The sequence below is a fragment of the Fodinicola feengrottensis genome, assembly GCF_010993775.1.
Lineage (GTDB): Bacteria > Actinomycetota > Actinomycetes > Mycobacteriales > HKI-0501 > Fodinicola > Fodinicola feengrottensis.
In genome coordinates this window covers 1-20703 of the sequence record NZ_WOTO01000078.1, presented here as the reverse complement: position 1 = coordinate 20703, position 20703 = coordinate 1, and the positions used below count along the sequence as shown (strand labels likewise).

18 protein-coding genes and 4 pseudogenes are annotated in these 20703 nt (G+C 67.1%); 7 read left to right on the top strand and 15 right to left on the bottom strand.

The genetic code is table 11. The features are described 5' to 3' along the window. Nucleotides 1–44: 44 nt before the first annotated feature. Both GNX96_RS43635 and GNX96_RS43630 read left to right on the top strand, forming a co-directional pair. Nucleotides 45–1229 (top strand): annotated as a pseudogene (locus GNX96_RS43635) (CaiB/BaiF CoA transferase family protein). A gap of 58 nt (nucleotides 1230–1287) precedes the next feature. Next, the gene (locus GNX96_RS43630; protein WP_163573356.1) at nucleotides 1288–2232 is read left to right on the top strand and encodes a ribose-phosphate diphosphokinase; all 945 of its coding nucleotides are present in this window, start codon (nucleotides 1288–1290) and stop codon (nucleotides 2230–2232) included. Here GNX96_RS43630 and GNX96_RS43625 read toward each other — a convergent pair. Together GNX96_RS43625 and GNX96_RS43620 are read right to left on the bottom strand one after the other, a co-directional pair. Beyond that, nucleotides 2203–3732, bottom strand: a complete 1530-nt coding sequence (locus tag GNX96_RS43625) for a tetratricopeptide repeat protein (protein ID WP_163573355.1) — start codon at nucleotides 3730–3732, stop codon at nucleotides 2203–2205. The genes GNX96_RS43630 and GNX96_RS43625 overlap by 30 nt on opposite strands. Before the next feature lie 369 nt (nucleotides 3733–4101). Then, nucleotides 4102–4794 (bottom strand): XRE family transcriptional regulator, encoded by a 693-nt coding sequence (locus tag GNX96_RS43620; RefSeq protein WP_163573354.1) that lies wholly within the window; start codon nucleotides 4792–4794, stop codon nucleotides 4102–4104. Nucleotides 4795–4952: 158 nt separating this feature from the next. Between GNX96_RS43620 and GNX96_RS43615 the strand changes: the two genes are divergently transcribed. After that, nucleotides 4953–5375 carry a hypothetical protein gene (locus tag GNX96_RS43615; RefSeq protein ID WP_163573353.1) on the top strand — a complete coding sequence of 141 codons (423 nt, stop codon included), beginning with the start codon at nucleotides 4953–4955 and terminating at the stop codon, nucleotides 5373–5375. Nucleotides 5376–5723: 348 nt separating this feature from the next. After that, the gene (locus GNX96_RS43610) at nucleotides 5724–6338 is read left to right on the top strand and encodes a hypothetical protein (RefSeq protein WP_163573352.1); all 615 of its coding nucleotides are present in this window, start codon (nucleotides 5724–5726) and stop codon (nucleotides 6336–6338) included. 323 nt (nucleotides 6339–6661) lie between these two features. On the opposite strand, the gene GNX96_RS43605 is transcribed toward GNX96_RS43610, so the two are convergent. From GNX96_RS43605 to GNX96_RS43590, 4 genes and pseudogenes are all read right to left on the bottom strand, one after another. Then, nucleotides 6662–7402 carry an aminoglycoside phosphotransferase family protein gene (locus tag GNX96_RS43605; RefSeq protein WP_279583096.1) on the bottom strand — a complete coding sequence of 247 codons (741 nt, stop codon included), beginning with the start codon at nucleotides 7400–7402 and terminating at the stop codon, nucleotides 6662–6664. A gap of 35 nt (nucleotides 7403–7437) precedes the next feature. Next, nucleotides 7438–8061: a GNAT family N-acetyltransferase gene (locus GNX96_RS43600; RefSeq protein WP_163573351.1), complete on the bottom strand. Its 624-nt coding sequence runs from the start codon at nucleotides 8059–8061 to the stop codon at nucleotides 7438–7440. 94 nt (nucleotides 8062–8155) lie between these two features. After that, on the bottom strand, nucleotides 8156–8677 hold the full coding sequence (locus GNX96_RS43595) for a pyridoxamine 5'-phosphate oxidase family protein (protein ID WP_279583095.1): 522 nt from the start codon (nucleotides 8675–8677) through the stop codon (nucleotides 8156–8158). A gap of 75 nt (nucleotides 8678–8752) precedes the next feature. Next, a pseudogene (locus GNX96_RS43590) lies at nucleotides 8753–9744 on the bottom strand (GlxA family transcriptional regulator). 129 nt (nucleotides 9745–9873) lie between these two features. Between GNX96_RS43590 and GNX96_RS61925 the strand changes: the two are divergent. Together GNX96_RS61925 and GNX96_RS61920 are read left to right on the top strand one after the other, a co-directional pair. Then, nucleotides 9874–10362, top strand: a complete 489-nt coding sequence (locus tag GNX96_RS61925) for an alcohol dehydrogenase catalytic domain-containing protein (RefSeq protein ID WP_313885943.1) — start codon at nucleotides 9874–9876, stop codon at nucleotides 10360–10362. Then, nucleotides 10271–10765: an NADP-dependent oxidoreductase gene (locus GNX96_RS61920; protein WP_313885942.1), complete on the top strand. Its 495-nt coding sequence runs from the start codon at nucleotides 10271–10273 to the stop codon at nucleotides 10763–10765. Before GNX96_RS61925 ends, GNX96_RS61920 begins: the two co-directional genes overlap by 92 nt. A 195-nt stretch (nucleotides 10766–10960) precedes the next feature. On the opposite strand, the gene GNX96_RS59850 is transcribed toward GNX96_RS61920, so the two are convergent. The 4 genes from GNX96_RS59850 to GNX96_RS59835 are packed head-to-tail and all read right to left on the bottom strand — an operon-like array spanning nucleotide 10961 to nucleotide 14441. Further along, nucleotides 10961–11602: an Ig-like domain-containing protein gene (locus GNX96_RS59850; protein WP_279583094.1), complete on the bottom strand. Its 642-nt coding sequence runs from the start codon at nucleotides 11600–11602 to the stop codon at nucleotides 10961–10963. Between the two features lie 55 nt (nucleotides 11603–11657). Further along, nucleotides 11658–12527, bottom strand: a complete 870-nt coding sequence (locus GNX96_RS59845) for a hypothetical protein (protein WP_279583093.1) — start codon at nucleotides 12525–12527, stop codon at nucleotides 11658–11660. Nucleotides 12528–12564: 37 nt separating this feature from the next. After that, the gene (locus GNX96_RS59840; RefSeq protein WP_279583092.1) at nucleotides 12565–13173 is read right to left on the bottom strand and encodes an Ig-like domain-containing protein; all 609 of its coding nucleotides are present in this window, start codon (nucleotides 13171–13173) and stop codon (nucleotides 12565–12567) included. Next, complete coding sequence (locus GNX96_RS59835; protein ID WP_279583091.1) at nucleotides 13170–14441, bottom strand: phosphodiester glycosidase family protein; 1272 nt, start codon at nucleotides 14439–14441, stop codon at nucleotides 13170–13172. The genes GNX96_RS59840 and GNX96_RS59835 overlap by 4 nt, the downstream gene beginning before the upstream one ends. A 313-nt stretch (nucleotides 14442–14754) precedes the next feature. Here GNX96_RS59835 and GNX96_RS43575 point away from each other — a divergent pair, with 313 nt between their 5' ends. Continuing rightward, nucleotides 14755–15417, top strand: a complete 663-nt coding sequence (locus GNX96_RS43575; RefSeq protein WP_279583090.1) for a DUF899 domain-containing protein — start codon at nucleotides 14755–14757, stop codon at nucleotides 15415–15417. On the opposite strand, the pseudogene GNX96_RS67525 reads toward GNX96_RS43575, so the two are convergent. The 5 genes and pseudogenes from GNX96_RS67525 to GNX96_RS43550 form a co-directional block, all read right to left on the bottom strand. Then, a pseudogene (locus tag GNX96_RS67525) lies at nucleotides 15418–17296 on the bottom strand (dipeptide ABC transporter ATP-binding protein). Then, on the bottom strand, nucleotides 17293–18147 hold the full coding sequence (locus tag GNX96_RS43560; protein ID WP_163573349.1) for an ABC transporter permease: 855 nt from the start codon (nucleotides 18145–18147) through the stop codon (nucleotides 17293–17295). Before GNX96_RS43560 ends, GNX96_RS67525 begins: the two are co-directional and overlap by 4 nt. A 115-nt stretch (nucleotides 18148–18262) precedes the next feature. Further along, nucleotides 18263–18655: pseudogene (locus tag GNX96_RS59820) on the bottom strand (ABC transporter permease subunit); the annotation flags it as partial. Beyond that, nucleotides 18591–19115: an ABC transporter permease gene (locus tag GNX96_RS59815; protein WP_279583088.1), complete on the bottom strand. Its 525-nt coding sequence runs from the start codon at nucleotides 19113–19115 to the stop codon at nucleotides 18591–18593. The gene GNX96_RS59815 and the pseudogene GNX96_RS59820, both read right to left, overlap by 65 nt. Then, complete coding sequence (locus GNX96_RS43550) at nucleotides 19112–20641, bottom strand: ABC transporter substrate-binding protein (protein ID WP_163573348.1); 1530 nt, start codon at nucleotides 20639–20641, stop codon at nucleotides 19112–19114. Before GNX96_RS43550 ends, GNX96_RS59815 begins: the two co-directional genes overlap by 4 nt. Nucleotides 20642–20703: the final 62 nt, after the last annotated feature.

The following is a 20703-nucleotide window of genomic DNA, read 5'->3' as shown; positions in this document are numbered from 1 at the left end:
GGTGCGGCAGGTGTGACGATAAGCCCAGAGGTGAAGGAGGGCCTGTGCTGCCGCTTGAGGGGATCACGGTTGTCGGCATTGAGCAGGCAGTGGCCGCGCCGCTGGCGACCAGGCACTGCGCGGACCTTGGTGCGCGGGTGGTCAAGGTGGAGCGAGTGGACGGCGGGGACTTCGCGCGTGGGTACGACGATGATGCGGTGACGGGCTGGCGGCGCATTTCTTTTGGCTCAATAGAGGAAAAGAGTCGCTTGCCGTCGACCTGAAGTCCGAAAAGGGACAGAAAATCGTCGAGGACCTGATTCTGGATGCGGATGTCTTCGTCCAGAACTTGGCTCCCGGGGCAGCGGCCAGGCTGGGGTTTTCGGCGGAGAAACTGAGAAAAGCCAAGCCGGAGCTGATCGTGGTGGACATGTCCGGCTACGGGACGGGTGGCCCGTACAGTGGAAAACCGGGCTATGACCTGCTGTTGCAGGGCGAAGGCGGGCTCGCCTCGGTGACCGGTACGGACGACACGCCGGTGAAGACGGGGATCCCGACGGTGGATATCGGCGCCGGGATGTACGCGTTCACGGCGATTCTTTCGGCGCTGTTCCGGCGAGAGACGTGGTGGTGGGGGAGCCAGCGTCGAGGTGTCGATGTTGGACGCGATCGCGGAATGGATGGGACATTCGCTCTACTACACGAAAGGGACCGGGCGGTTGCCGAAGCGGTCGGCGCTCGGGCATCCCTCGGTGGTGCCGTACACGGGATATCCGACGGCGGACGGTAAGCAGGTGCTGATCAGCATCCAGAATGACCGGGAGTGGGTACGGTTCGTTACCGATGTGCTGGAGCGGGTGGAGCTGGCGCGGGATCCCGACTACGCGACGAACATCGCTCGTACCCGCAACCGCGCCGCCGTCGACGCGGCGATTGCCCAGAAAACCTCGAAACTGGACGCGAAAGACCTGGTCGCGAAACTGGACGCGGCGGCAATCGGGAATGCGCGGCTCAACGATGTGCACGGCTTGATCGAGCATCCGCAGCTCGCGGCGCGGGACCGGTGGCGGCCGGTACGTACGCCGGTGGGGACGTTCGACGCGATCCTGCCGCCGTTCACGTACGCGGACGCCGAGGCGACGATGGGCGCGGTGCCGGCGCTGGGGGAGCACACCGACGCGGTGCTGGTGGGCCTCGGGCGGACGGCCGACGAGATCGCCGGATTGCGTACCGACCGTACGGTCGGCTGAACCGATTAGGTAGGCTCTTCTCGTATCTGCCCCGGTCGACCCCACACAGGAGCAGTTGGTGCGAGACATCGCCATCTTCAGTGGCAGTGCCCACCCGCAGTTGGCAGCGGAGATTTGTTCGCATCTAGAGCAGCCACTGCATCCAGTGCGAGTGGAGCGGTTCGCCACCGACTGCCTGGAAGTCCAGTTGCAGGCCAACTGCCGGGAACGGGACGTTTTCCTGGTGCAGCCGCTGGTTCGCCCGGTTCAGGAGAATTTGGTGGAGTTGCTGCTGATGCTGGACGCCGCCCGGGGCGCGTCGGCGGGGCGTACGACCGTGGTGATGCCCTATTACGCCTATGCGCGGTCCGACAAGAAGGACGCGCCGCGCATTTCCATCGGCGCCCGGTTGGTCGCCGATCTGCTGGTGTCCGCCGGCGCCGACCGGGTGCTGGCGATGACGCTGCATTCCCCGCAGGTGCACGGATTTTTCAGTGTCCCAGTCGACCACCTGCACGCATTGCGGGAGCTTGCCGCGCATTTCGCCGGCTATGACCTGACAAACACCACCGTGGTGTCGCCGGATCTGGGCAATGCCAAGGAAGCCGCCGCGTTCGCCCGGATGCTCGGTGTCCCGGTCGCGGCCGGCGCCAAACAGCGGTTCGCCGACGACCGGGTCAGCATCAGCTCGGTCATCGGGGACGTGACCGGCCGGGACGTGATCGTGCTGGACGACGAGATCGCCAAGGGCAGCACGGTGATCGAGCTGTTGGACCGGCTCCGCGACCTGAACGTACGAACGATCCGCGTCGCTTGTACGCACGGGCTTTTCGCCAGCGGAGCTTTGAAACGCATCAGTGACCAGCCCGATGTGCTGGAAATCGTCTGTACGAACACGGTGCCGATTCCGCAGAGCGAGCGGGTGCCGAAGCTGACCGTGCTGTCGATCGCGCCGGCATTGGCCGAGGCGATGCGCCGGATCCACAACGGCGAGTCAGTCAGCGCCCTGTTCGACGCCCCCTAGCTTGACCCGGATCTCGAGGGCAGCTGGCAGATCAAGCTCGGTGTAGAGGGCCAGCGCGGCTTCCCAGTGCTGCCGTGCCTCGGGTTCGTCCGCGTACAACCGGGCCAGTCCGACTTGCGCACGCGCGCGCGCGTACCGGTCGCCCGTCTCGTCCGCGCGAGCGAGCGCCTCGTCGTACTGCTGCTGCTGCGCCTCGGCGCGCCGACCGACCTGCCGGAGCGTGTCGCCAAGGCCGACCAGCGCGCGCGTTTGTACGTCCAGCTCGCCGAGCTCCTGGGACAGCGCCACCGCCCGCCGGAGGTGGTCGAGCGCCTGGTCATGCTGGCCGAAACGCAGGTAGAACAGGCCGTACGCGCAGAGCGAGTCGACATCGCCGATCCGGTAGCCGGCAGCCGCGTAGATGGGCACCGCTGCGCGAAGGTGCGCGAGCGCCGCGTCGTATTCGCCGAGCCGGGTGTAGGCGCCGCCCAGGTTGGTGTGCGCCACGGCCACCCCGAGCTGGTTGCCGAGCTGCCTGTTCAGTGCCTGTGACCTGCGGAAATGGTCCAATGCATCGGGGAGCCGGCCGAGCCGTTCGTACGCGTTGCCGAGGTTGTTGAGCGTCCGGCTCTCGCCGAGCAGGTTGCCGGTCTCGCGATGGAGTTCCAGTGCCCGGAGGTGATGGTCCACGGCCTCGCGATAGAGACCCAGCTGTAGATGTACGGTCCCGAGTCCGTAGAGCACGGTGCCTTGCATAACGCGGTCCCCGGCGACAGTGAAAAGCTCGTAGGCCTGCTCCAGTCGCTCGCGTGCCGTGAGGTAGTGCCCGAGCCGCCACGCCAGGATGCCCAGCCCGTGCAGCGCGGCCGCTTGACCTGCCTGGTCTCCGGCGGCTTTGTGCAGCTCAAGGGCACTTTGGTGGTGCTCGGTCGCGGCGCCGTAGTCGCCGAGGCGGCGGCGTACGACCCCGAGTAGGTTGAGCGCTGTCGCCTCGTCGTGTGGATCGCCGGCCGCCTCCTTTAGAGCCAGTGTGTGGAGTGTGACGCCGTCGGCGTAGTGGCCGGCCGTGTCGAGGTAGCCGGCCAACACCTGGGACAGCTGACCGGCCCGACCCGGCGCGATCGCCAGCAGGTGCGGGCGCTCCCGGTCCAGCCAGTCGCGGGCCCGCTCGCCCAAAGCGGTGTTCACCGCGACCTGGGCGGCTTGGGTGTAGTAGTCGGCGAGCCGGGTCAGCGCGGCGGGCAGGTCTGGCAGCTCGGTGGCTTTCTCCGCCGCGTACGCCCGGAGCAGGTCGTGCATCCCGAACCGGCCAGCGGTGTCCTCCTCGACCAGGTGGCCGCGGCAGAGCGGATCCAGCAGTCGGCGGGCGCCGACCCGGTCGGTGCCGGCGAGCGCGCGGCACCGCGTGGTCGTCCAGGGTCCGGCACGGGTGGGCGCCGAGCAGCCGGAACAGCTGGTCCTCGGCGGGCTGGAGGTTCCTGCAGGACCACGAAAAGACGGTGCGTACGGCGGTGTATTCATCGTCGCCGGCGGCCAGCAGGTCCAGCCGCCGGGACTCGTCGCCGAGCTCGGCGACCAGGTCGGCCAGCCGGGTCCGCGGCCGGGTCAGCGCCAGCTCGGCGGCGATCCGCAGCCCCAGCGGCAGCCGGGCACACGCGAGTGCGAGCGCGACCGCGGGCTCCGGCTCGTCGTCGACCCGAGTGCCCAGGAGCTTGCGCAACAGGCCGACCGCTTCGTCGAGAGAGAGCAGATCGAGGTTCACCCGTACGGCCCCATGCCGCACCACCAGGCCAGGCAGCGTGTCCCGGCTGGTCACCAGCACCACGCACGTACCGGTGCCGGGCAGCAGGTCGCGGACCTGGGCGCCGGATTGCGCGTTGTCCAGCACGATCAGCATCCGCCGGTCGGTGACCAGGGTGCGAAAGCGAGCCGCCCGCTCGGCCAGCCCCGGCGGGATGGCCGCGTCGTCCGGCTGGAGTGCGCGCAGGAATCCCTCCAATGCCTCGGTCGCGCGCCCATCGGTCGTTCCGGGTCGTATCCGCGCAGATTCACGTAAAGCTGGCCGTCCGGGAACAGCCCGGCGATCCGGTGCGCCCAGTGCACGGCGAGCGCGGTCTTGCCGACGCCGGCGGTGCCGGAGACCGCCGAGATGACTACAGGAGCGGTCGCGTCGGCCGGCTCGGCGACCAGCCGGTCGAGGTCGGCCAACTGGTCCTGCCGGCCGGTGAAGCCGGCGATGTCGGCGGGCAGCTGCCGCGGGCGTACGGGCGCGCTTTGTGGCTGTGCCAATGGTTGTGCCAGTGGTTGCGCCACGACGGCCGGCGCGTTGGCACTGGTAGCCAGCCACAGCTGGTGGAACCGCTCCACGTCTCCGTGCAGCGTCTCGACGATCAGCTCCAGCAGACCCCAGCGCGGCACCCGCGGGCCGGCGAACGCGCCGGACACCGTCGTGTGGCTGCAACCGACCTCACGCGCCATGTCCCGCAGGCTCGGCCAGCCGGCCTGGTGGTGCAGGTCGTGCAGTGCGTCAAAAAGGGTCTTTGCCGGACCATCCGGTAACCGCGGCTTCGGCAGCGCTCCCACCAGCACCTCCAGGCTCCGGGCAGGGTCCAGGCTGCCCTGCTCGGCGGCCCGGTGTAAAGGGCCTTTTACGCCCGTCCAGTTTCGTCAGCATTCGTCAACCGGCCCCGGCCGGCTCGCAAGCTTGCCGTGTCATCACCGCCGCACGGGAGGCGCGCACCATGGGTACGACTATCGAAGAGGCCACCAGGATTGGCCAGTCCGTGCAGGACTACCTGACCGATGCCGACACGTACGACCCGGAGGCGACCGACGATCGCACCGAGATCCTGCTGAAACGGCTGGCCTCGCTGCGCGGTGTCGGGCTGGTGACCGAGACGCAGCTGATGGTCCTGCACGACGCGCTCATCTCCGGCGGGATCGTCGAGGATCCCAAGGCCGACCCGTACACGGTCGGCGGTGTGATGATCCACGGCCCGGCGTTTTCCTTACTATGGCGGGAGTCTGCCGGCTGGGCTGCTCTTCGTGGCGGAGGCGGCAGTGGCCGGCGCGGACCACGGCGGCCCGGTCGGCGCGCTGACCTGCGCTTCGCTCGCTTCCGTGCGGGTGCTTTACGCGCATGTCGAAGATGCGCCGCAGGATGACGGGCCCGGGGAGATTTTTTCCCGTCATGACTGAGAAACCCACCCGTACCATCCCGGTGATGGTGCTGCGGTACGTGTGGGAGACCGGCTGGTCCGGCGGCCGTGCCCTGCGGCCGTGGCCGGACCGGGTGTTCGCCGAGATTTTCCAGCAGCCGAACGGTTGGAGCCTGCGTGACTACTGGCTGCGCTGCACTTTTGGCCATCTGGACCTGAAATTCGACATCGGCCCATGGTCGGTGCTGTCCGGCGCCGCACACCAGGACCTGCGGTCCGACCGGCGGGCGATCCTCGCCGCGTGTCGCGCACAGGCCGTGATGGACGGGGTGTGCACTGGGCCGCTACGGCCACGTGGTCGCCTTCGTCCACGAGCCGCCGTGCGACACCGGCGGGTCCTGTCCGGACGTGGTGCTGGACCAAAACCCGGCCACCTTGGAGTTCTACCAGCGCGCGATGGGCGCGATGCTGGGCTTTTCGGCCGGGTCCGGCCCGTACTGCGTGATGGGCGCCGACCAGATCGCAGACTACCCGATCGCCCGGCCGGCCGCGTTCGCTGGCCTGCCGCTGCTGCCCGGGACGGACCTTTTCCGTACCGCGCGGCGAGTTTCGGCGGCCACGCTCTATCGGCATCTGCCGGCGTACCGAGCCACCGTCCCTCTGTCCACTGTGGACGAAGAGGTCACGGTGGTGGCACTTGGCGAGTCCAGCGACGGAAAGTCGACAGTGGCGGTGTGCCCGGTGGCCGGTGGCGAGGTCACGGTCGAATACCGGACAGCCAACGGCGACGACCTCGGCGTGGTGCCCGCGGTGGTGGTGCATTCGCTCGGCGTACGACCCTGCGCGGGTGCCTGTTTCGAGGCGGCGCTGCCCCCGATCGTCGGCGCCGAGGCCGTGGTGGCCGGCGTACGCGTGCAGGTCCTCGCGGTGCCCGGTCCAGACCGGATCACCATCTGTTTCACACGCTAGTGTCCTGCGCCCGAAGTTCATTACTTTCTCCGGCGCCCAGACGGCGACTGAGAGCACCGGAGAACCGCCCACATACCACCAGTATGAGGACGATCCTCCGGCGCACTCAGATCACCGTCTGGATCACCGAATAAAGCAACGAACTTCAGACGCAGGACACTAGAAAGCGTGCCAGAGGGCGGTGGTGTCGCCGGCTCGGAGACCGCGAACGCGGGTCGCGAACTCCGCCTGAGCGGTCGGGTTTCCGGGCGTCCGCTGAGCTACCCAGGCGGCGCTCGCGGTTTCCCTTGCCGCCATCAACAATTCGGCGCCAGACCAGTCGGTTACGTCCCAGCCGTACGAACGGGTGAAGGCGGCGTAGTCGTCCGGTCCAGCCCGTAGCGGCGGCGGGCGAGTGCGAGCACGGTCAGGTCGTGTTCGCGAAAGTCGTCGGCGAAGGTTTCCAGGTCGAGCAGCATCGGGCCGCGCTCGGTGACCCGCACGTTCCGGGGCAGCGCGTCGCCGTGGATGACGCCGGGCTCCAGCTGTGCGGTCAGGCACGCGACGGCGGCGGTCAGCTCTTCGGCCCGGCTGCGCAGAAAAGCCGCGTCGGCGGCGGAGATGCCAGCGCCGCCGGCGGCCAGCCAGCGCGGCACGTTCGCCAGCAGATCGCGGCGCGGCAGCTGGAAAGGCGGCGCCGGCAGGGCGTGCAACATCCGTAGCAACAGGCCCAAATCAAAGGCGCGGGCCGGGCGTACCGGTTCGGGCAGTGGCTCCCAGAAACTCACCGGATGCCCGTCCACGACCACCACCTCCGGCGCGATGCCGGCGGCCGGGCGCACCGCCGGCAGGCCCTGCTCGGCGAGCCAGCCGGCCACCTTCAGGGACAGCTGGGCCCGCGCCGCGACGGCTGGCTCGCGGCCGATTTTCGCCACCACCGGCACGTCCGTGAGCGCGACCACCGCGTTTTCGGAAAGCCACAGCACGGCGGGGGAGTCCACAGTGGACGGCACGCCGGCCAGCTCGCACGCCTGCCGCAGGACAGGCGTGAGCAGCGATTCGTCCAGCTGCGCGACCTCGCCCATGGCGCCGAGCTTAAACGGTCAATGCGGTTTAGTGATCATTTTTCGCCGCGATCGGTGAGCCGCCGGCGCACTTCGGGCCAGTCGTCGTCGGTCATCGCGAACTGCGCGGTGGTCCGCCAGGTGCCGTCTTTGCGCAGTTTGTGTTTGCGCAGCAGGCCTTCCGGCTGCGCGCCGAGACGGGCGATCGCCGCTCGTGAACGGGCGTTGAACTCGTCGGTGTGCCACACCACGCGTACCGCCCCGAGCTCGTCGAAGGCGCGGGTGAGCATCAGCAGTTTCGACTCGGTGTTCAGCGGCGTACGCCAGAACCGGCGGCCCAACCAGGTGTAGCCAATCGCGACCGTACGAGTGGTGGCGTTGATCTCGTAGAAAGAGGTCATGCCGGCGACGACTTCGGCGCCATCGCGCAGATCGACCTGCACGTACGGCACCCGGGTGCCGCGGTCCCACTGCGCCAGGATGTCGGTGATCTGCTCGGTCATCTCGTGCCGGCTGGTCGGTCGCGGCACCGACAGCCATTGGAACACCTCGTCGTGGTCCGCCGCGGCCAGCAAACCGTCGGCGTGCGCCGGCGACAACGCCTCTAGCCGTACGTGCTGGCCGGTCAGCGTTGGCGCGCTGACCCAGTCCGCGGCGGTCAGCTGCTCGGTGGTCGTCATCGGGTCGGCCTCCAGGTCAGGACGTGGTCAGGCACCGGCGCATCGGTCAGTTCCGGGGCGGGTTTGGGCTGGCCAGCGGTGGTTTTCAGGGGAATCACGCCGGCCCAGTGCGGCAGGCCCATGTCCTCGGGATCGTCGAAATCGGTCTTGTCCGCGCGTACCTTCGCCGCTGCCTCGGCCAGCGACAGCTCCAGCACCGCTGTCTTCGCGAGTTCCTGCGGGTTGGCGGGGCGGGAATGGTCGGCGCGGTGCGGTGCGGGACGAGTTGGTTGATGAAGGCGTCCAGCGCGGCTTTCTCGCGCTCCACATCGGTGACCAGGCGAGCCCGGCCGTGCACGACGACCGAACGGAAGTTCACCGAGTGGTTGAAGGCCGAGCGAGCCAGCACGACGCCGTCGATCAGCGTCACCGCCACGCAAACCGACAGGCCTTCTTGGCCCGCTTCACGGCCCAGCAGACCGAGCCGACTGCCGGACGAGCCGTGCAGCAGCAGCGTGTCGCCGTCGCGAGCGTGCAGCGTGGGCAGGATCCGCGGCTCACCATCCAGCACGTACGAGACGTGACAGACCAGGGCCTCGTCGAGGATCGCGTAGACGGCCAGTTGCTCGTCAGTCATCCGTTCGCGGTAGCGCAGCGGAACCGTCCGCGTCGTCGTCTCCACCCTACCTCCATTGTACTAGTACAGTTTGCTTTATGTGCCACTACGATAACTGCCGGCCGTCTCGGTTGTCGACCGGGTTGTGAGGAACCTCCGCCGGTAGGCCATTGGTGAGACGCCCAGCGCCGTACGGAAGTGCAGCCGGAAGGAGGACGCCGCGCCGAACCCGGTCTGGTCGGCGACCTGATCCACCGCGAGGTCGCTGGTTTCCAGCAGTTGCCGCGCCCGCTCGATCCGCTGGGTGGTCAGCCAGTGCCCCGGCGTCACGCCCACCTCGTCGCGGAACCGGCGAGTGAACGTACGCACACTCATCCGGGCCCGGCTTGCCAAGGTGGACAGCGGCAGTGGCCGGTGAAGATTTTCCAACGCCCAGGCCCTTGCCGGCGCGGTGCTCGCGGTCGAGGGCGCTGGCATCGGCAGCTCGACGTACTGCGCCTGGCCACCGTCCCGCCACGGTGGCACCACACAGTTGCGGGCCGCCCCCGGTTCGCCACCGCGCCGCCGTGGTCCTGGCGGACGAGGTGCAGGCAGAGATCCACCCCGGCGGCGCCGCCAGCCGAGGTCAGCACGTCTCCATTGTCCACGTAGAGCGCCGCCGGCTCCACCTTGACCAGCGGAAACATCGCCTGGAAGTGGTCGGCCTCGGCCCAGTGCGTGGTTGCCTCCCGGCCGTCCAGCAGGCCCGCGGCGGCCAGCACATATGCGGCCGTACAGATCGACACGATCCGGGTTCCCGGCGCGATGCTGGCCAACGCGGCCGCGAGACGTGGCTGGTTGGTCCTGCTTGGCGGGGTGTGAAAGGGCGCGATAATAACGGTGTTCGCGCTGGTCAGGGCGGTTGCGTCCAGATCGGTGCCGATGGTGTAGCCAGCGTCGCTGGTCACCGGCTGGCCATCCAGAGTGCAGGTCACCACCTCGTAAAGCGGTTCGCCGCCAGGACCGGTGGCGGCGCCGAAAATGCGCGATGGGATGCCGAGCTCGAACGGGATCACGGCCTCAAGGGCCAGGACGGCGACGCGATGCATGGCCTGATCTTGTCACATACTGACTATCTGGCCACTGTTCCTGGTCGCTCGTCTGCCGGGAAGATCGGTGAATGCAAACGACAACGATGATGCGGGCGGTCCGGTGCAAGGGCGTGGGGCGGCCCCGACGTGCTGGAGCTGATCGAAACCGCACGGCCCGAGCCGGGCCTGGCCGAGGTGCTCGTACGGGTGCATGCCACCAGCGTCAACCCGACCGACTGGAAGTCCCGGATGGCCGGAGGCGGCATTACCGGCGAGCCGCCCATCCTCGGTTACGACGTGTCCGGAGTAGTCGAGGTCGCCGGGCCGGGCGTGACGCTTTTCCAGCCGGGGGACGAAATTTTCGGCATGCCAAGGTTCCCGCAGCAGGCCAGCACGTACGCTGAATATGTCACCGCGCCGGCCCGTCATTTCACCCGCAAACCCGCCAGCCTCGATCATTTACACGCCGCCGCGCTGCGCTCGCGCTGGCCTGACCGCGTGGCAGGCGTTGACCGAGACGGCGGACGTACGTCCCGGCCAACGAGTGCTGATCCATGCCGCCGCCGGCGGCGTCGGTCATCTGGCCGTACAGATCGCCAAAGCCCGCGGCGCCTATGTCATCGGCACGGCCAGTGAAGCCAAGCACGCATTTCTGCGCGGGCTTGGCGCGGACGAGCTGATCGACTATCGCCAGCAGGATTTCGCTGAGGCCGTCAAGGAAATCGACGTCGTCTTGGACACCATCGGTGGCGACTATTTCGACCGCTCCCTGAAAGTGTTGCGCCCAGGCGGTTTCCTGATCTCGCTGACGGAATTGATCGAGCCGGACCGGATCGCGGCAGCGGCCTCGCTAGGGATAAGCGCAGGTTTCACCCTCGTCGAAGCTGACTACGCCGGCATGAAAGCGCTCGCGGGGCTCGTGGACGCCGGCCAGTTGCGGGTCGAGATTGACTCGGTGTTCCCGCTCGCGGAAGCCGCCGCCGCTCACCGCCACGGCGAAACCGGCCGCACCACCGGCAAAATCGTGCTCGCTGTCTAGAACGGTGGTTCGGCTGGCCAGCTTGTTGGTTTTTCGGGTGGGGCGGCCCTGATATACCTGTTCGAATGACCGAATTTCGTTGGGGTAGCTAACTAAAACAGCCCCACCGGCGGCACCTGGGGGCCGGTGCTGGGTCGGCCGGGGCGAGCGCCGCTGAATTGCGACACCCGCCGAACGACACCAGCACCGGGTGAATCAACCGGTCACGATGAGAATGCAGGTGCTGGAGACGCCGCCGGTAGTAAGGGTGATGGTGGCGGTTCCGGGTCGGTGTGCGGTGACTTGGCCGGTACGTCGGTCGATGGTGGCCACTCGGGGATCTGAGGTGGTCCAGGAGCGGGAAACTGGATCCGCGATCGGTACGGACAATGCGGCGGCGTCGTTTCCGGTGACAGTTGTTCCGGTGCCGGACAGTGTCTCACTTTCGCCCCGCGTAAGCGATGTTTTGGGAGCGATCATCGAAACACTTGCCAACACAGGCTGGACGGCGAACTGTACGGTGCCGTCGGAGAGAATGTGGAAAAGGCCGTAGTGATAGAAGCCACCCTGGTCCGTGGACGCGTACGGGGGAGAGCCGGCGTCGGCGACCACGAAGTTCGGTAGGCCGTCGGCGACGTTGTTGCCGGCGGCGTCGAAGAGGTTTTCGGCGAATCCGCGGGAATGCCCGAAGAACAGGATTGTGTGAACTCCCGGATGCGTCTTTTGGTAGCGGATCAGCAGTTCCTCGTACATTCGCGCTTCCCAGCGGTCACTGAACTGGCTGTCGGCGCGGGGATGCGGATCGTACGCGGGCGCGTGTGTCGCGACGATCGCGACTTTCGAGCGGTTGGCGGTCAACTGATCGACCAGCCACTGGTATTGCGACTCGTCGGTGTCGACGTTCTGGTACGGGTCAGAACCGAGAATACCGATGTGGCTGGAATCGGTGACGATGACCGTTCGCGGGTCCCACTGGGTACGAGTAGTGGGTGGCGCCGAAAACGCTGGCGAAGTTGCCGTTCTCCGGGTTCGCGCCCTGGGTGATCTCGTGGTTTCCCGGTGCGTCACGGTAAGGCGTATTGAGGCCAGCCAACAGGGAGTTCGCATAGTTCAGGTTCTCTGGCGTGCCACTGTCGGGCATGTCGCCGAGCGCTTGGACCTGCTGCGGTCTGGCATTCGCTGGCAGCGAACCAAAAGCGCTGCCGATGTTCCGCATGACCGTTGGGCCGGTCGCGTTCGGGGAGGCGGCTGTCACGTGGGCGTCGTCCATCGCGGCGACGGTTGTCCCGCCGCGCCGGAAGGAATCGACGTCGGTGAACTGCAGCCAACTCGGGTTCTTCGGGATCGCGGTGTATTGCACTGGCTTGGGCGGTCGCGGTGAGTAGAGTGCCTGCAGGCCAGAGAACCACACGTCACCGGTGAGGTTCGGCCCCGGTTTGATGACGACCAGCGCCAGGTAGTAGTTGATCCGCAGGGGAAACTGCAGGCCCTGCGGAAGAGTGGCGACGACATATTGCCAGCCGTCGAAGGTGACGCCTGTCGGGTAGAAGCTGGTCGGTTGGTTGCTGGCCTGCCAGATGCCGACGTTGAGGCTGACAATGCCCGGATCCAGCGCTTTTCCGGGGCGGCTGGCCAAATCGCTGTTGCCCTTGACCCAGACGCCCAACCCGATCGGTGCCTGCGAGCCGTTCAGCAGTGCGACCTGCTCGCTTTCTGGATCGTTGAGATACATGTCCAGGTCGAAGGTCTTGCTCACGTTCGGGTAGTTGTAATGCACTTTCATCGCGCCGGCGTCGGACGGGGTCCGTTTCGCTGTCGGGTCAAACGAAAGCGAACCATCCGATGTGGACGTGCCACCAGGGCTGGGTACGTGCCGGGGATAGACGTTCATGTACGCGTCGCTGACCGACCATTTCGAGGCATCGGTGAGCGGGTCGACCGGGACCGAGGTCTGTCCGACCCGCGACGCTCACGGTCGCGGTCTGGGTGCCGGCCCGCGCGGTGACGGTGGCCAGCCCGCCGCCGGAGGCGGCGGCGGTGAAGGTGCCGTCGGCGGCGACGGTTCCCAGCGCGGGCGGCGACACGGTCCACGAGACAGCGGAATCGGGGAGGGCCGCGGGTTTACCGCGCGCGGTGCCGGAAATGGTGAGTTTCTGGGTCTGCCCATTGCCGAGATCGACCTGTGTGGGCGTGGCGGACAGCGTGCTGAGCTTGTCGACCACTTCGAACGGTACGACGGAAAGGGCGCGGCCGGCGCGCACGGTCACGACGCCGCTGCCGGTGTGTCCAGCCGTGACGATCTTGTCACCTCGTACGGATCCCAGCGAGGGTGGGAAAACTGCCAGCTGTACAGGCTCGCGGGCCGGATTGTCGGCGGAGTCCGTGGCGTACGCGGGCACGTCCAACGTCGAATGAGTCAGCGCTGTCAACGGTTTGCCGCCATTGACCACGGTGTGTGTGTCGCAGGGCCGGGCTGTTTGCTCGTACTGTAAAGGAAAAGTCCGTTGGCCACCGGCCGTTCGTGGCCGTCGGAAGGTACGTTCAGTACGGAGGTTGTGGTTTGTCCGGGCAGCCGGCCCACCATCTGGGTGGAGCCGCCGGAGTCGAAGAGAATCGCGTTGTACGCGCCATGCTGGATCAGCCAGCCGGCAAGCTGAGGCTCGGTGAGTCCCTGCGCGACCCCTTCGGCCTGGTGTCCGTCAAAAGCAGCGAAAATCGCTTTCTTGCCGTCCTTCGTGACGCCGACCGCGGTGACCGGGTTGTTGATGTTGTTTTCGCCCGGGCCCTGCAACGGCACCGCCCGCTCGCCGTCCTTGACCAGGATCGCGCCGCCGCTGACGGCCTGCCGGAGATCGTTGTCCGGCCCGACTTTCTCAGCGATGGCCAGCCGATCGCCGAGGTGCGCGTTGGCGGTCAGCCAGGTGCCTGCGTCGCCGGTGCCGACCAGTTCCTCGGTGCCGGCCGGAAGTTGGGCCAGGTCGGTCACCTTCGGGGTGATCGAGGTGATGACCAGCGCGGCGCCCTCACGCTTGCCGCTGACCACAGTGGACGATGGGATCGGCGAGGGCGTACCAAGATAGGACGTGACTCGTACGAGCGCACCGGTGGTGGAAAGATCGTTGACAGTGTTGACAGAAGTGATCGGATGACTGGCCGCGCCGGCGGTGACGGTGCCGGCGTAGGTGGCCGGCCCGATCCCGATCGAGCCGTTGTCGCGGACCATCAGGTTCCATGGCCGGCTGGCGTTCGGGCTTTTCACCAGTTGGCCGTCGATGACGACCATTCCCTCCGGCCGGCCGGAACCGTAGATCTCGAAAAAGTCGCTGTTGACGCCGGCGATCGCGCCGGTCCGGTCGGCCATCGAGGTGGGCACCTCGTCGGCGGTGTCGGTGAGGTGGTCGTGCGACTCGACCACGCCGAGCCGGAGGTTCGGGTCGGTGAGGTCCACATCCATCACCTGTGCGCGCTGGGCGCCGCCGGCCGTGTCGAGGTGGTCCGACCACTGCTGGACCCCGCGCGTGAGCGTCTGCTTAGCGCTGGTCTGCTCGTCGACCACCAGCGGCCAAGTCGCCGGTGTGGGCGGCAGCCACCTGGCTAGACCTGGGCTGGCGGACGCTCCGGGCGTACCAACCAAACCCGCGATGACCAGCGAACATGCCACGAAACCCGCTCCCAGAGCGGTCAGCCGACCTGCCACCGAACTGCCTTCTTTCGCGTAAACGCTTTACGACACGTGTCGAGTCGACGAAATCATCCTTCGATGACGGCCCGGAGACAACCCCGCGAACGGCCGATGACCAGCCTGGTGTCCGGATGTGGCAGCGCGATGTAGAGAACCGCCGGCTCGCGCCGATCCCTTTGTGTACCTACTCCCACGAACCGAGGAGAGAAACGATGAGCCTGCCGGAGATCGTGTCGCGCGAAGAGTGGCTGGTCGCTCGCCGAGAGTTGCTGGCGAAGGAAAGGAGGTCACCCGCATCCGCGACGAGCTGAGCGCGGAGCGTCGCCGGATGCCGATGGTAAGGGTCGACAAGCCGTACGTTTTCCAGAGCCGAAAGGGACCGGTCAGCCTGCTCGACTTGTTCGAGGGCCGGGGTCAGCTGATTCTGCACCATTTCATGTGGAATTTCGCAGTGGATGAGGACGGCAACGAGACTCCGCGGGACGTGGGCTGCCCCAGTTGTTCGGGCGCGGCCGACAACATCGGCAACCTGACTCATCTGCATGCCCGTGATGTCACGCTGGCCGCGGTCTCGCGCGGGCCGCTGGCGAAAATCGTCCCGTTCCATGACCGAATGGGCTGGGCGTTTCCTTGGTATTCCTCGGAAGGCAGCGACTTCAACTACGACTTCCAGGCCACTGTCGACGACCGGGTCGGGCCAGTGCTGCTGAACTTTCGTGACGAGGACGAGCTCGCGGCGGCCGGCTATCCCTGGTCGCCGCCGCGGCGAGGAGACTACCCGGGCCTGAGTGTCTTCCTTCGTGACGAAGAGAAAATCTTCCATACGTACTCTACTTTCGCTCGTGGCCTCGAACAACCCGGCGGTACGCACTACTATCTCGACCTGACCGCGCTCGGGCGCCAGGAAGCGTGGGAAAAGCCGGAAGGCCGGGCCACCGCGCTCGGAGCCAAGGCGGGCAGCGCCGAGGTGCGCTTTCACGACGAATACTGATCAGCGGTTGACGACGTGACAGGCGACCGGATGATCGGCGGCTTTCGCGAGCAGTTCCGGTTCGTCCGTACGACAGCGATCTTCGACGAGCGGGCAGCGCGGATGGAAACGGCAGCCCGATGGCACCGCGGTCGGATCCGGTACGTCACCGGCCAGCACCTTCGCGGGTCGGCGGCTGGTTGGATCCGGCTGCGGGATGGCCGCGCGAAGGCATTGCGCGTACGGGTGCGCCGGCGCGTCGGACACCTGCTGCCAGCCGCCGATTTCCACGATCTGGCCGAGATCATCACCGCGATCCGGTCGCAGAGGTGCCGGACCATCCCGAGATCGTGCGAAATGAAGACGTACGTGAGACCGAGATCGGTACGCAGCCGGGAAAGCAGGTTCATCACCTCGGCTCGTACGGACACGTCCAGCGCCGAGACCGGTTCGTCCAGCACGAGAATTTCGGGATTTACCGCCAAAGCGCGGGCGATGCCTACTCGTTGTCGCTGTCCGCCGGATAGCTCGGGTGGGTAGCGGCCGGCCAGCCCGGCCGCGAGGCCGACCGTCTCCAACAGCTCGCCGACCGGAGTTTTCATGCCGTGCACGGAAAGAACCTCGGCCAGCGCGCTGCCGACGGTCAGTCGCGGGTTGAGAGACGAGTACGGATCCTGGAAAACCAGCTGGATCCGTCGCCGGACTTGACGCAGCGCACGGCCACCCAGGGTGGTGACGTCCTCGCCGCCGAGCCGGACCGTGCCGGCGGTCGGGTTCTCCAGTCGCACGAGCAACCGCGCGGTGGTCGACTTTCCGCACCCTGACTCGCCCACCAGGCCGAGCGCCTCACCTTTGCCGACCTGGAACGAAATGCCGTCCACCGCGCGTACGGGCGCACCGCGGCCGCGGTAGTGCTTGACCAGACCTTCGACTTCGATCATGACCACCGCTCCGGGAGAACCAGGCAGGCCGCTTCGTGAGCGGCCGCAACGGAATCCAGCGGCGGGTCGACGACCGAACAACGGTCCTCGGCGTGCTCGCAGCGCGGCTGGAAAGGGCAGCCGGCGGGCAGTGCGGCCAGATCTGGGGGAACGCCGCCAATCTGTGGCAGGGGTGGACGCTCGATGCCGGTAGCAGGCGGGATCGAGGCCAGCAGGGCGGCCGTGTACGGGTGCCGTGGCGACTCGAAGAGGTCCACAGTGGACGCCGACTCGACGATCCGGCCGGCGTACATCACCAACACCCGATCGGCGAGTTGGGCCAGCACCGCGAGATCGTGGGTGATCCACAGCACCCCCAGCGAATGGGTTCGGCGCAGATCGTCGACCAACGCGAGAATCTGTTGCTGGACGGTGACATCCAGCGCGGTCGTCGGTTCGTCGGCGATGAGCACGGCCGGTCGCATCGCGAGTGCACCGGCGATCATCATCCGCTGGCGCTGGCCGCCGGAGAGCTGATGCGGATATCGCCGGGCCATCACGGCGGGCTGCGGCAGCCGCACTTCGGCGATCGCCTCGAGCGTACGTTCACGTGCTTGCGTACGGGAAACTCCGTGCGCGCGCAGGCCTTCGGAAATCTGCGCTCCGACGGTCATCAGCGGGTTCAGCGCGGTCATCGGATCCTGGTAGATCATCGCGATCCCGGCTCCGCGAGCGGCCCGCCGACGCCGCTCGGACAGCTCCAGCAGGTTTTCGTTGCCCAGGAACACCTTCCCGCCAGTGACCTCGGCGGCGGCCGGCAGCAGGCCGGCGACGGACAGTGCGGTGAGCGTCTTGCCGGAGCCGCTTTCGCCGACCAGGCCAACGATTTCGCCGGGTTCGACGGTGAACGACACGTCTCGTACGACGGCGGTGCCGGTCTTCAGCACGGTCCGCAGTTCCTCGACCCGCAGCCCGGTCATCGGCTCGCTCCGCGCAGGCCGTCGGCGAGCAGGTTCAAGCCGACCACGGCGACCACGATCGCGGCCGCTGGGAAGGCGAGCGTCCACCACGCCTCGGTGAGCAGGTTGCGGGCGTCGTTGACCATCAGACCCAGAGACGGGTCCGGAGGTTGTGCGCCGAGGCCCAGGAAAGACAGCGCCGACTCGGTGAGGATTCCCCACGACAGCGCCAAGGCCGTTTGTACGCCCAAAGGCGCGCTGACGTTTGGGAGGATGTGCCGGAACAGGATGCGAGCGGGGGAGAAGCCGAGTGCTCGCGCTGCCTGCACATAGTCCGATTCCCGGACGGCCAGCACTGGACCGCGGGCCACTCGGACGAAAATCGGGACGTAGACGACCGAAATCGCGATCGCGGTGTTCGTCCAGCCGTGTCCGAGCGCGGCCACCAGGGCCAGCGCCAGCAGAATCGCCGGGAAAGCGAAGAGAATGTCGGTCAGCCGGCCGATGATCGCGTCCAGCAGGCCACCGGCGAAACCGGCCAGGATGCCCAGAAAGCCGCCCACGACGGCGGCGATCGCCACCGCCAGCACCGAAACTCGCAACGACGCGAAGATGCCGCCGAAGGTCCGGGCCGCGATGTCCCGGCCGAACTGGTCGGTGCCGAACCAGTGGGCCGCGGACGGCGGCCGCAGGCGTGCCGCCGACTGGGCGATCGGATCGTACGGCAGCAGCCCGAAAGCGGCCGCCAGCCCGACCAACAGCACCAGCCCGACCAGCACACAGCCGATCCGGCCACTGCGGTCCGTCCACAGTCGACGCACGATCAGCTGGCCGGACGAGCGGACCGCGGTGGTGACCAGCGCGGCCGTCATGAGGTGCCCAGTCGGGTACGTGGATCGAGCAGCCGATAGGCGAGGTCGACGCGCCGAAGTTGACCAGCACGAATGCCGTCGCTACCAGCAAAGTCGTGCCCTGTACGATCGCGTAGTCCTGTTGCAGAATGCCGTTCAACAGCAGCCTTCCCAGGCCTGGTAAGGCAAAGATCTGCTCGACGATCACGGTCCCGCCAAGCAGATAGCCGAACTGGATGCCGACCATGGTGACGATCGGGATGCCGGCGTTGGGCAGGATGTGTCGGAACCGAATCCGCTGGCCGGCGAGCCCTTTTCCCTTTGCCGTACCGTACGCACAAAGTCCGCGCCGGCCGCTTCCAGGTAGGCCGACCGGGTGGTTCGCATGATGTTCGCGGCCAGCCCGACCGCGAGCACGAGCGCCGGATAGAGCAGTTGGCTGAGGTTGCCGCCGATGGAGGTGGTCAACGGGACATATGTGCCGGGATCCGGGAAGTACGCGAAAACCGCGGCCAGCGCGGCGACACACAGCGAGGCCAGCACGAACTCCGGCAGCGCGAGCCCGAGCAGTCCGCGCCCTGCACCGAAAGATCGCGAAGCCGGCCGGGCCGGCCGGCGGCCAGCATTCCGGCCAACACGCCGATCGGGGTGGCGATCAGCATCGCCAGGACGGCCAGCTCGACGGTGACCGGCAGCGCGCCAGCGACCAAGGTGGACACTGGCGTGCCGGTGTCCAGCGAGACGCCCAGGTTTCCGGTCAGGACACCGCCGAGCCAGCTGAAGAACTGCAGCGGCAGCGGCCGGTCCAGACCGTAGAAATGCCGCAACGCGGCCAGCTGGCCAGCGTCCAGGTTAGCTGACTCGGTGCCCAGCTTCGCCGTGATGGTGTCCCCGGGCAATGCCCGGAGCACCACGAAAACCACCACCGCGACACCCAGCAGGGTGACGACCGTACCGAGCAGCCGCCCACCCAAATAACGCAAACTCATGCCTTGGTATCCCTCAAATACAGCAGAGACTCCGTCGGCAGCGGCTTGAAACCAGTGACGCCCTTGGTGGTCAGGTAATAGACCTGGTTGCGCAGCAGCCAGACCCATGGTGAGTCGGTCAGCAGGGTTTGCTGCAACTGACCGAAAATCTGCTTGCGAGCCGCCAGGTCGGTGGCCGCGTTGCCTTGGGTGAGCAACTGGTCGAGCTTGGCATCGGTCAGCCCGGCCGGCACTTTCAGGCTGCCGTCGGTGGTGAAATACCGTCCATATTGCAGGTACGGATCGACGCTGCCGCCATTGAGCGCGACCGCCGCGTCAAAGTTCGCCTTGGTCCAGTTCGGTACGTAGACGTTCGTCTGCTGCCGGTCGATGTCGAGCTTGACCCCGATCGCGCCGAGCTGCGACTGCAGCACCTGCGCGATGTTCGTCGAGGTCGAGTATTCGCCGGTTTCCACGATGGTGTGCAGGGTGAAGCCGTTCGGGTTTCCGGATGCGGCCAGCAGTTGTTTGGCCGCGTTCACATCGCCCGGCTTGCAGGGCAAGCCGGCGGTCGCGTCGTACGGGTAGGCCGGGCTGGTGATCGGGCCGGTCACCGTGGCGTGTCCAAAGTAGACGGACGCGGCCAGCTGTGGGCGGTCGACCGCACACGCGATCGCCTGCCGTGCCTTGACATTCGCGAGTGGTCCGCGCCGGCCGTTGAGCTGCAGGACGTGGTACGACAAAGTCGGTTCGTTGACGACCGTGACATTCCCGCCGGTGCTGACCTGGCGGGCCACCGCCGGGTCGGAAACCAGGCCGAAGTCGAAACTGTGCGCCTTCATACCGGAGACGATGGACGCCTCGTCCGGGATCACCCGGAATTCCAGGCCGCCGTTTTTCGGCTTCCCGCCCCAGTAAGCGGAGTTCGCGGTGAGGTCCAACCGCTGGTTCTGCTGCCATTTCCCCCACGCGTACGGGCCAGTGCCGTTCGGTTTGCGCGCGACCGTACCGGCCTTGATGTCTTTCTCCGCGAGGATGGACGCACCGACATAGGTCAGCGCTGTCAGCAGCGAGGTGTCCGGATGCTGAAGCGTCAGCACGACAGAAGTGGAGCTGGGCGCGGCGACGGAGGTGATGACCTTCAGGTACGACCGGACCACCGAGCTGGTCTTGGGGTCGAGGTCGCGTTCCAGCGTGGCCTTCACGTCGCTCGCGGTGAACGGCGTGCCGTCATGAAATTTCACCCCGGACCGCAGGGCGAAGGTGACCGTGGCACCTTTCTCCTGCCAACTGGTCGCCAGGCCTGGGGCGAGGTTGCCGGTGTCGTCGCTGGTCAGCAGTGTGTCGTAGACCAGTCCGAGGGTCTGTACGGTCTGGAAGGCGGTGGCCCGGGCGGGGTCGAGTTGGTCGATGTCGCCGGTCCGGGCGATCGTCAGCATGCCCTGGCTGGTCGCGTCGCCGCTGGGATTGGGGCTGCAGGCGGCCAGCCCACCGGTCGCCACCACGGTAGCCGCGAGGGCCGCCAGCCAAGTCCGGGAAAGTCGCACGTGCCGCCTCCTGTAGATCGTTGCCGCTGTGCACGACGGTAAGTCTTGTCAGACCAAGAACC

Coding starts and splice junctions, on each gene's coding strand:
- GNX96_RS43625 (WP_163573355.1), bottom strand. CDS start 3,732: ATGAATACACCGCCGTACGCACCGTCTTTTCGTGGTCCTGCAGGAACC.
- GNX96_RS59845 (WP_279583093.1), bottom strand. CDS start 12,527: ATGAAAGTGCATTACAACTACCCGAACGTGAGCAAGACCTTCGACCTG.
- GNX96_RS43605 (WP_279583096.1), bottom strand. CDS start 7,402: ATGGGCGAGGTCGCGCAGCTGGACGAATCGCTGCTCACGCCTGTCCTG.
- GNX96_RS43600 (WP_163573351.1), bottom strand. CDS start 8,061: ATGACGACCACCGAGCAGCTGACCGCCGCGGACTGGGTCAGCGCGCCA.
- GNX96_RS43595 (WP_279583095.1), bottom strand. CDS start 8,677: ATGACTGACGAGCAACTGGCCGTCTACGCGATCCTCGACGAGGCCCTG.
- GNX96_RS43560 (WP_163573349.1), bottom strand. CDS start 18,147: ATGACGGCCGCGCTGGTCACCACCGCGGTCCGCTCGTCCGGCCAGCTG.
- GNX96_RS43575 (WP_279583090.1), top strand. CDS start 14,755: ATGCCGATGGTAAGGGTCGACAAGCCGTACGTTTTCCAGAGCCGAAAG.
- GNX96_RS43615 (WP_163573353.1), top strand. CDS start 4,953: ATGGGTACGACTATCGAAGAGGCCACCAGGATTGGCCAGTCCGTGCAG.
- GNX96_RS59815 (WP_279583088.1), bottom strand. CDS start 19,115: ATGAGTTTGCGTTATTTGGGTGGGCGGCTGCTCGGTACGGTCGTCACC.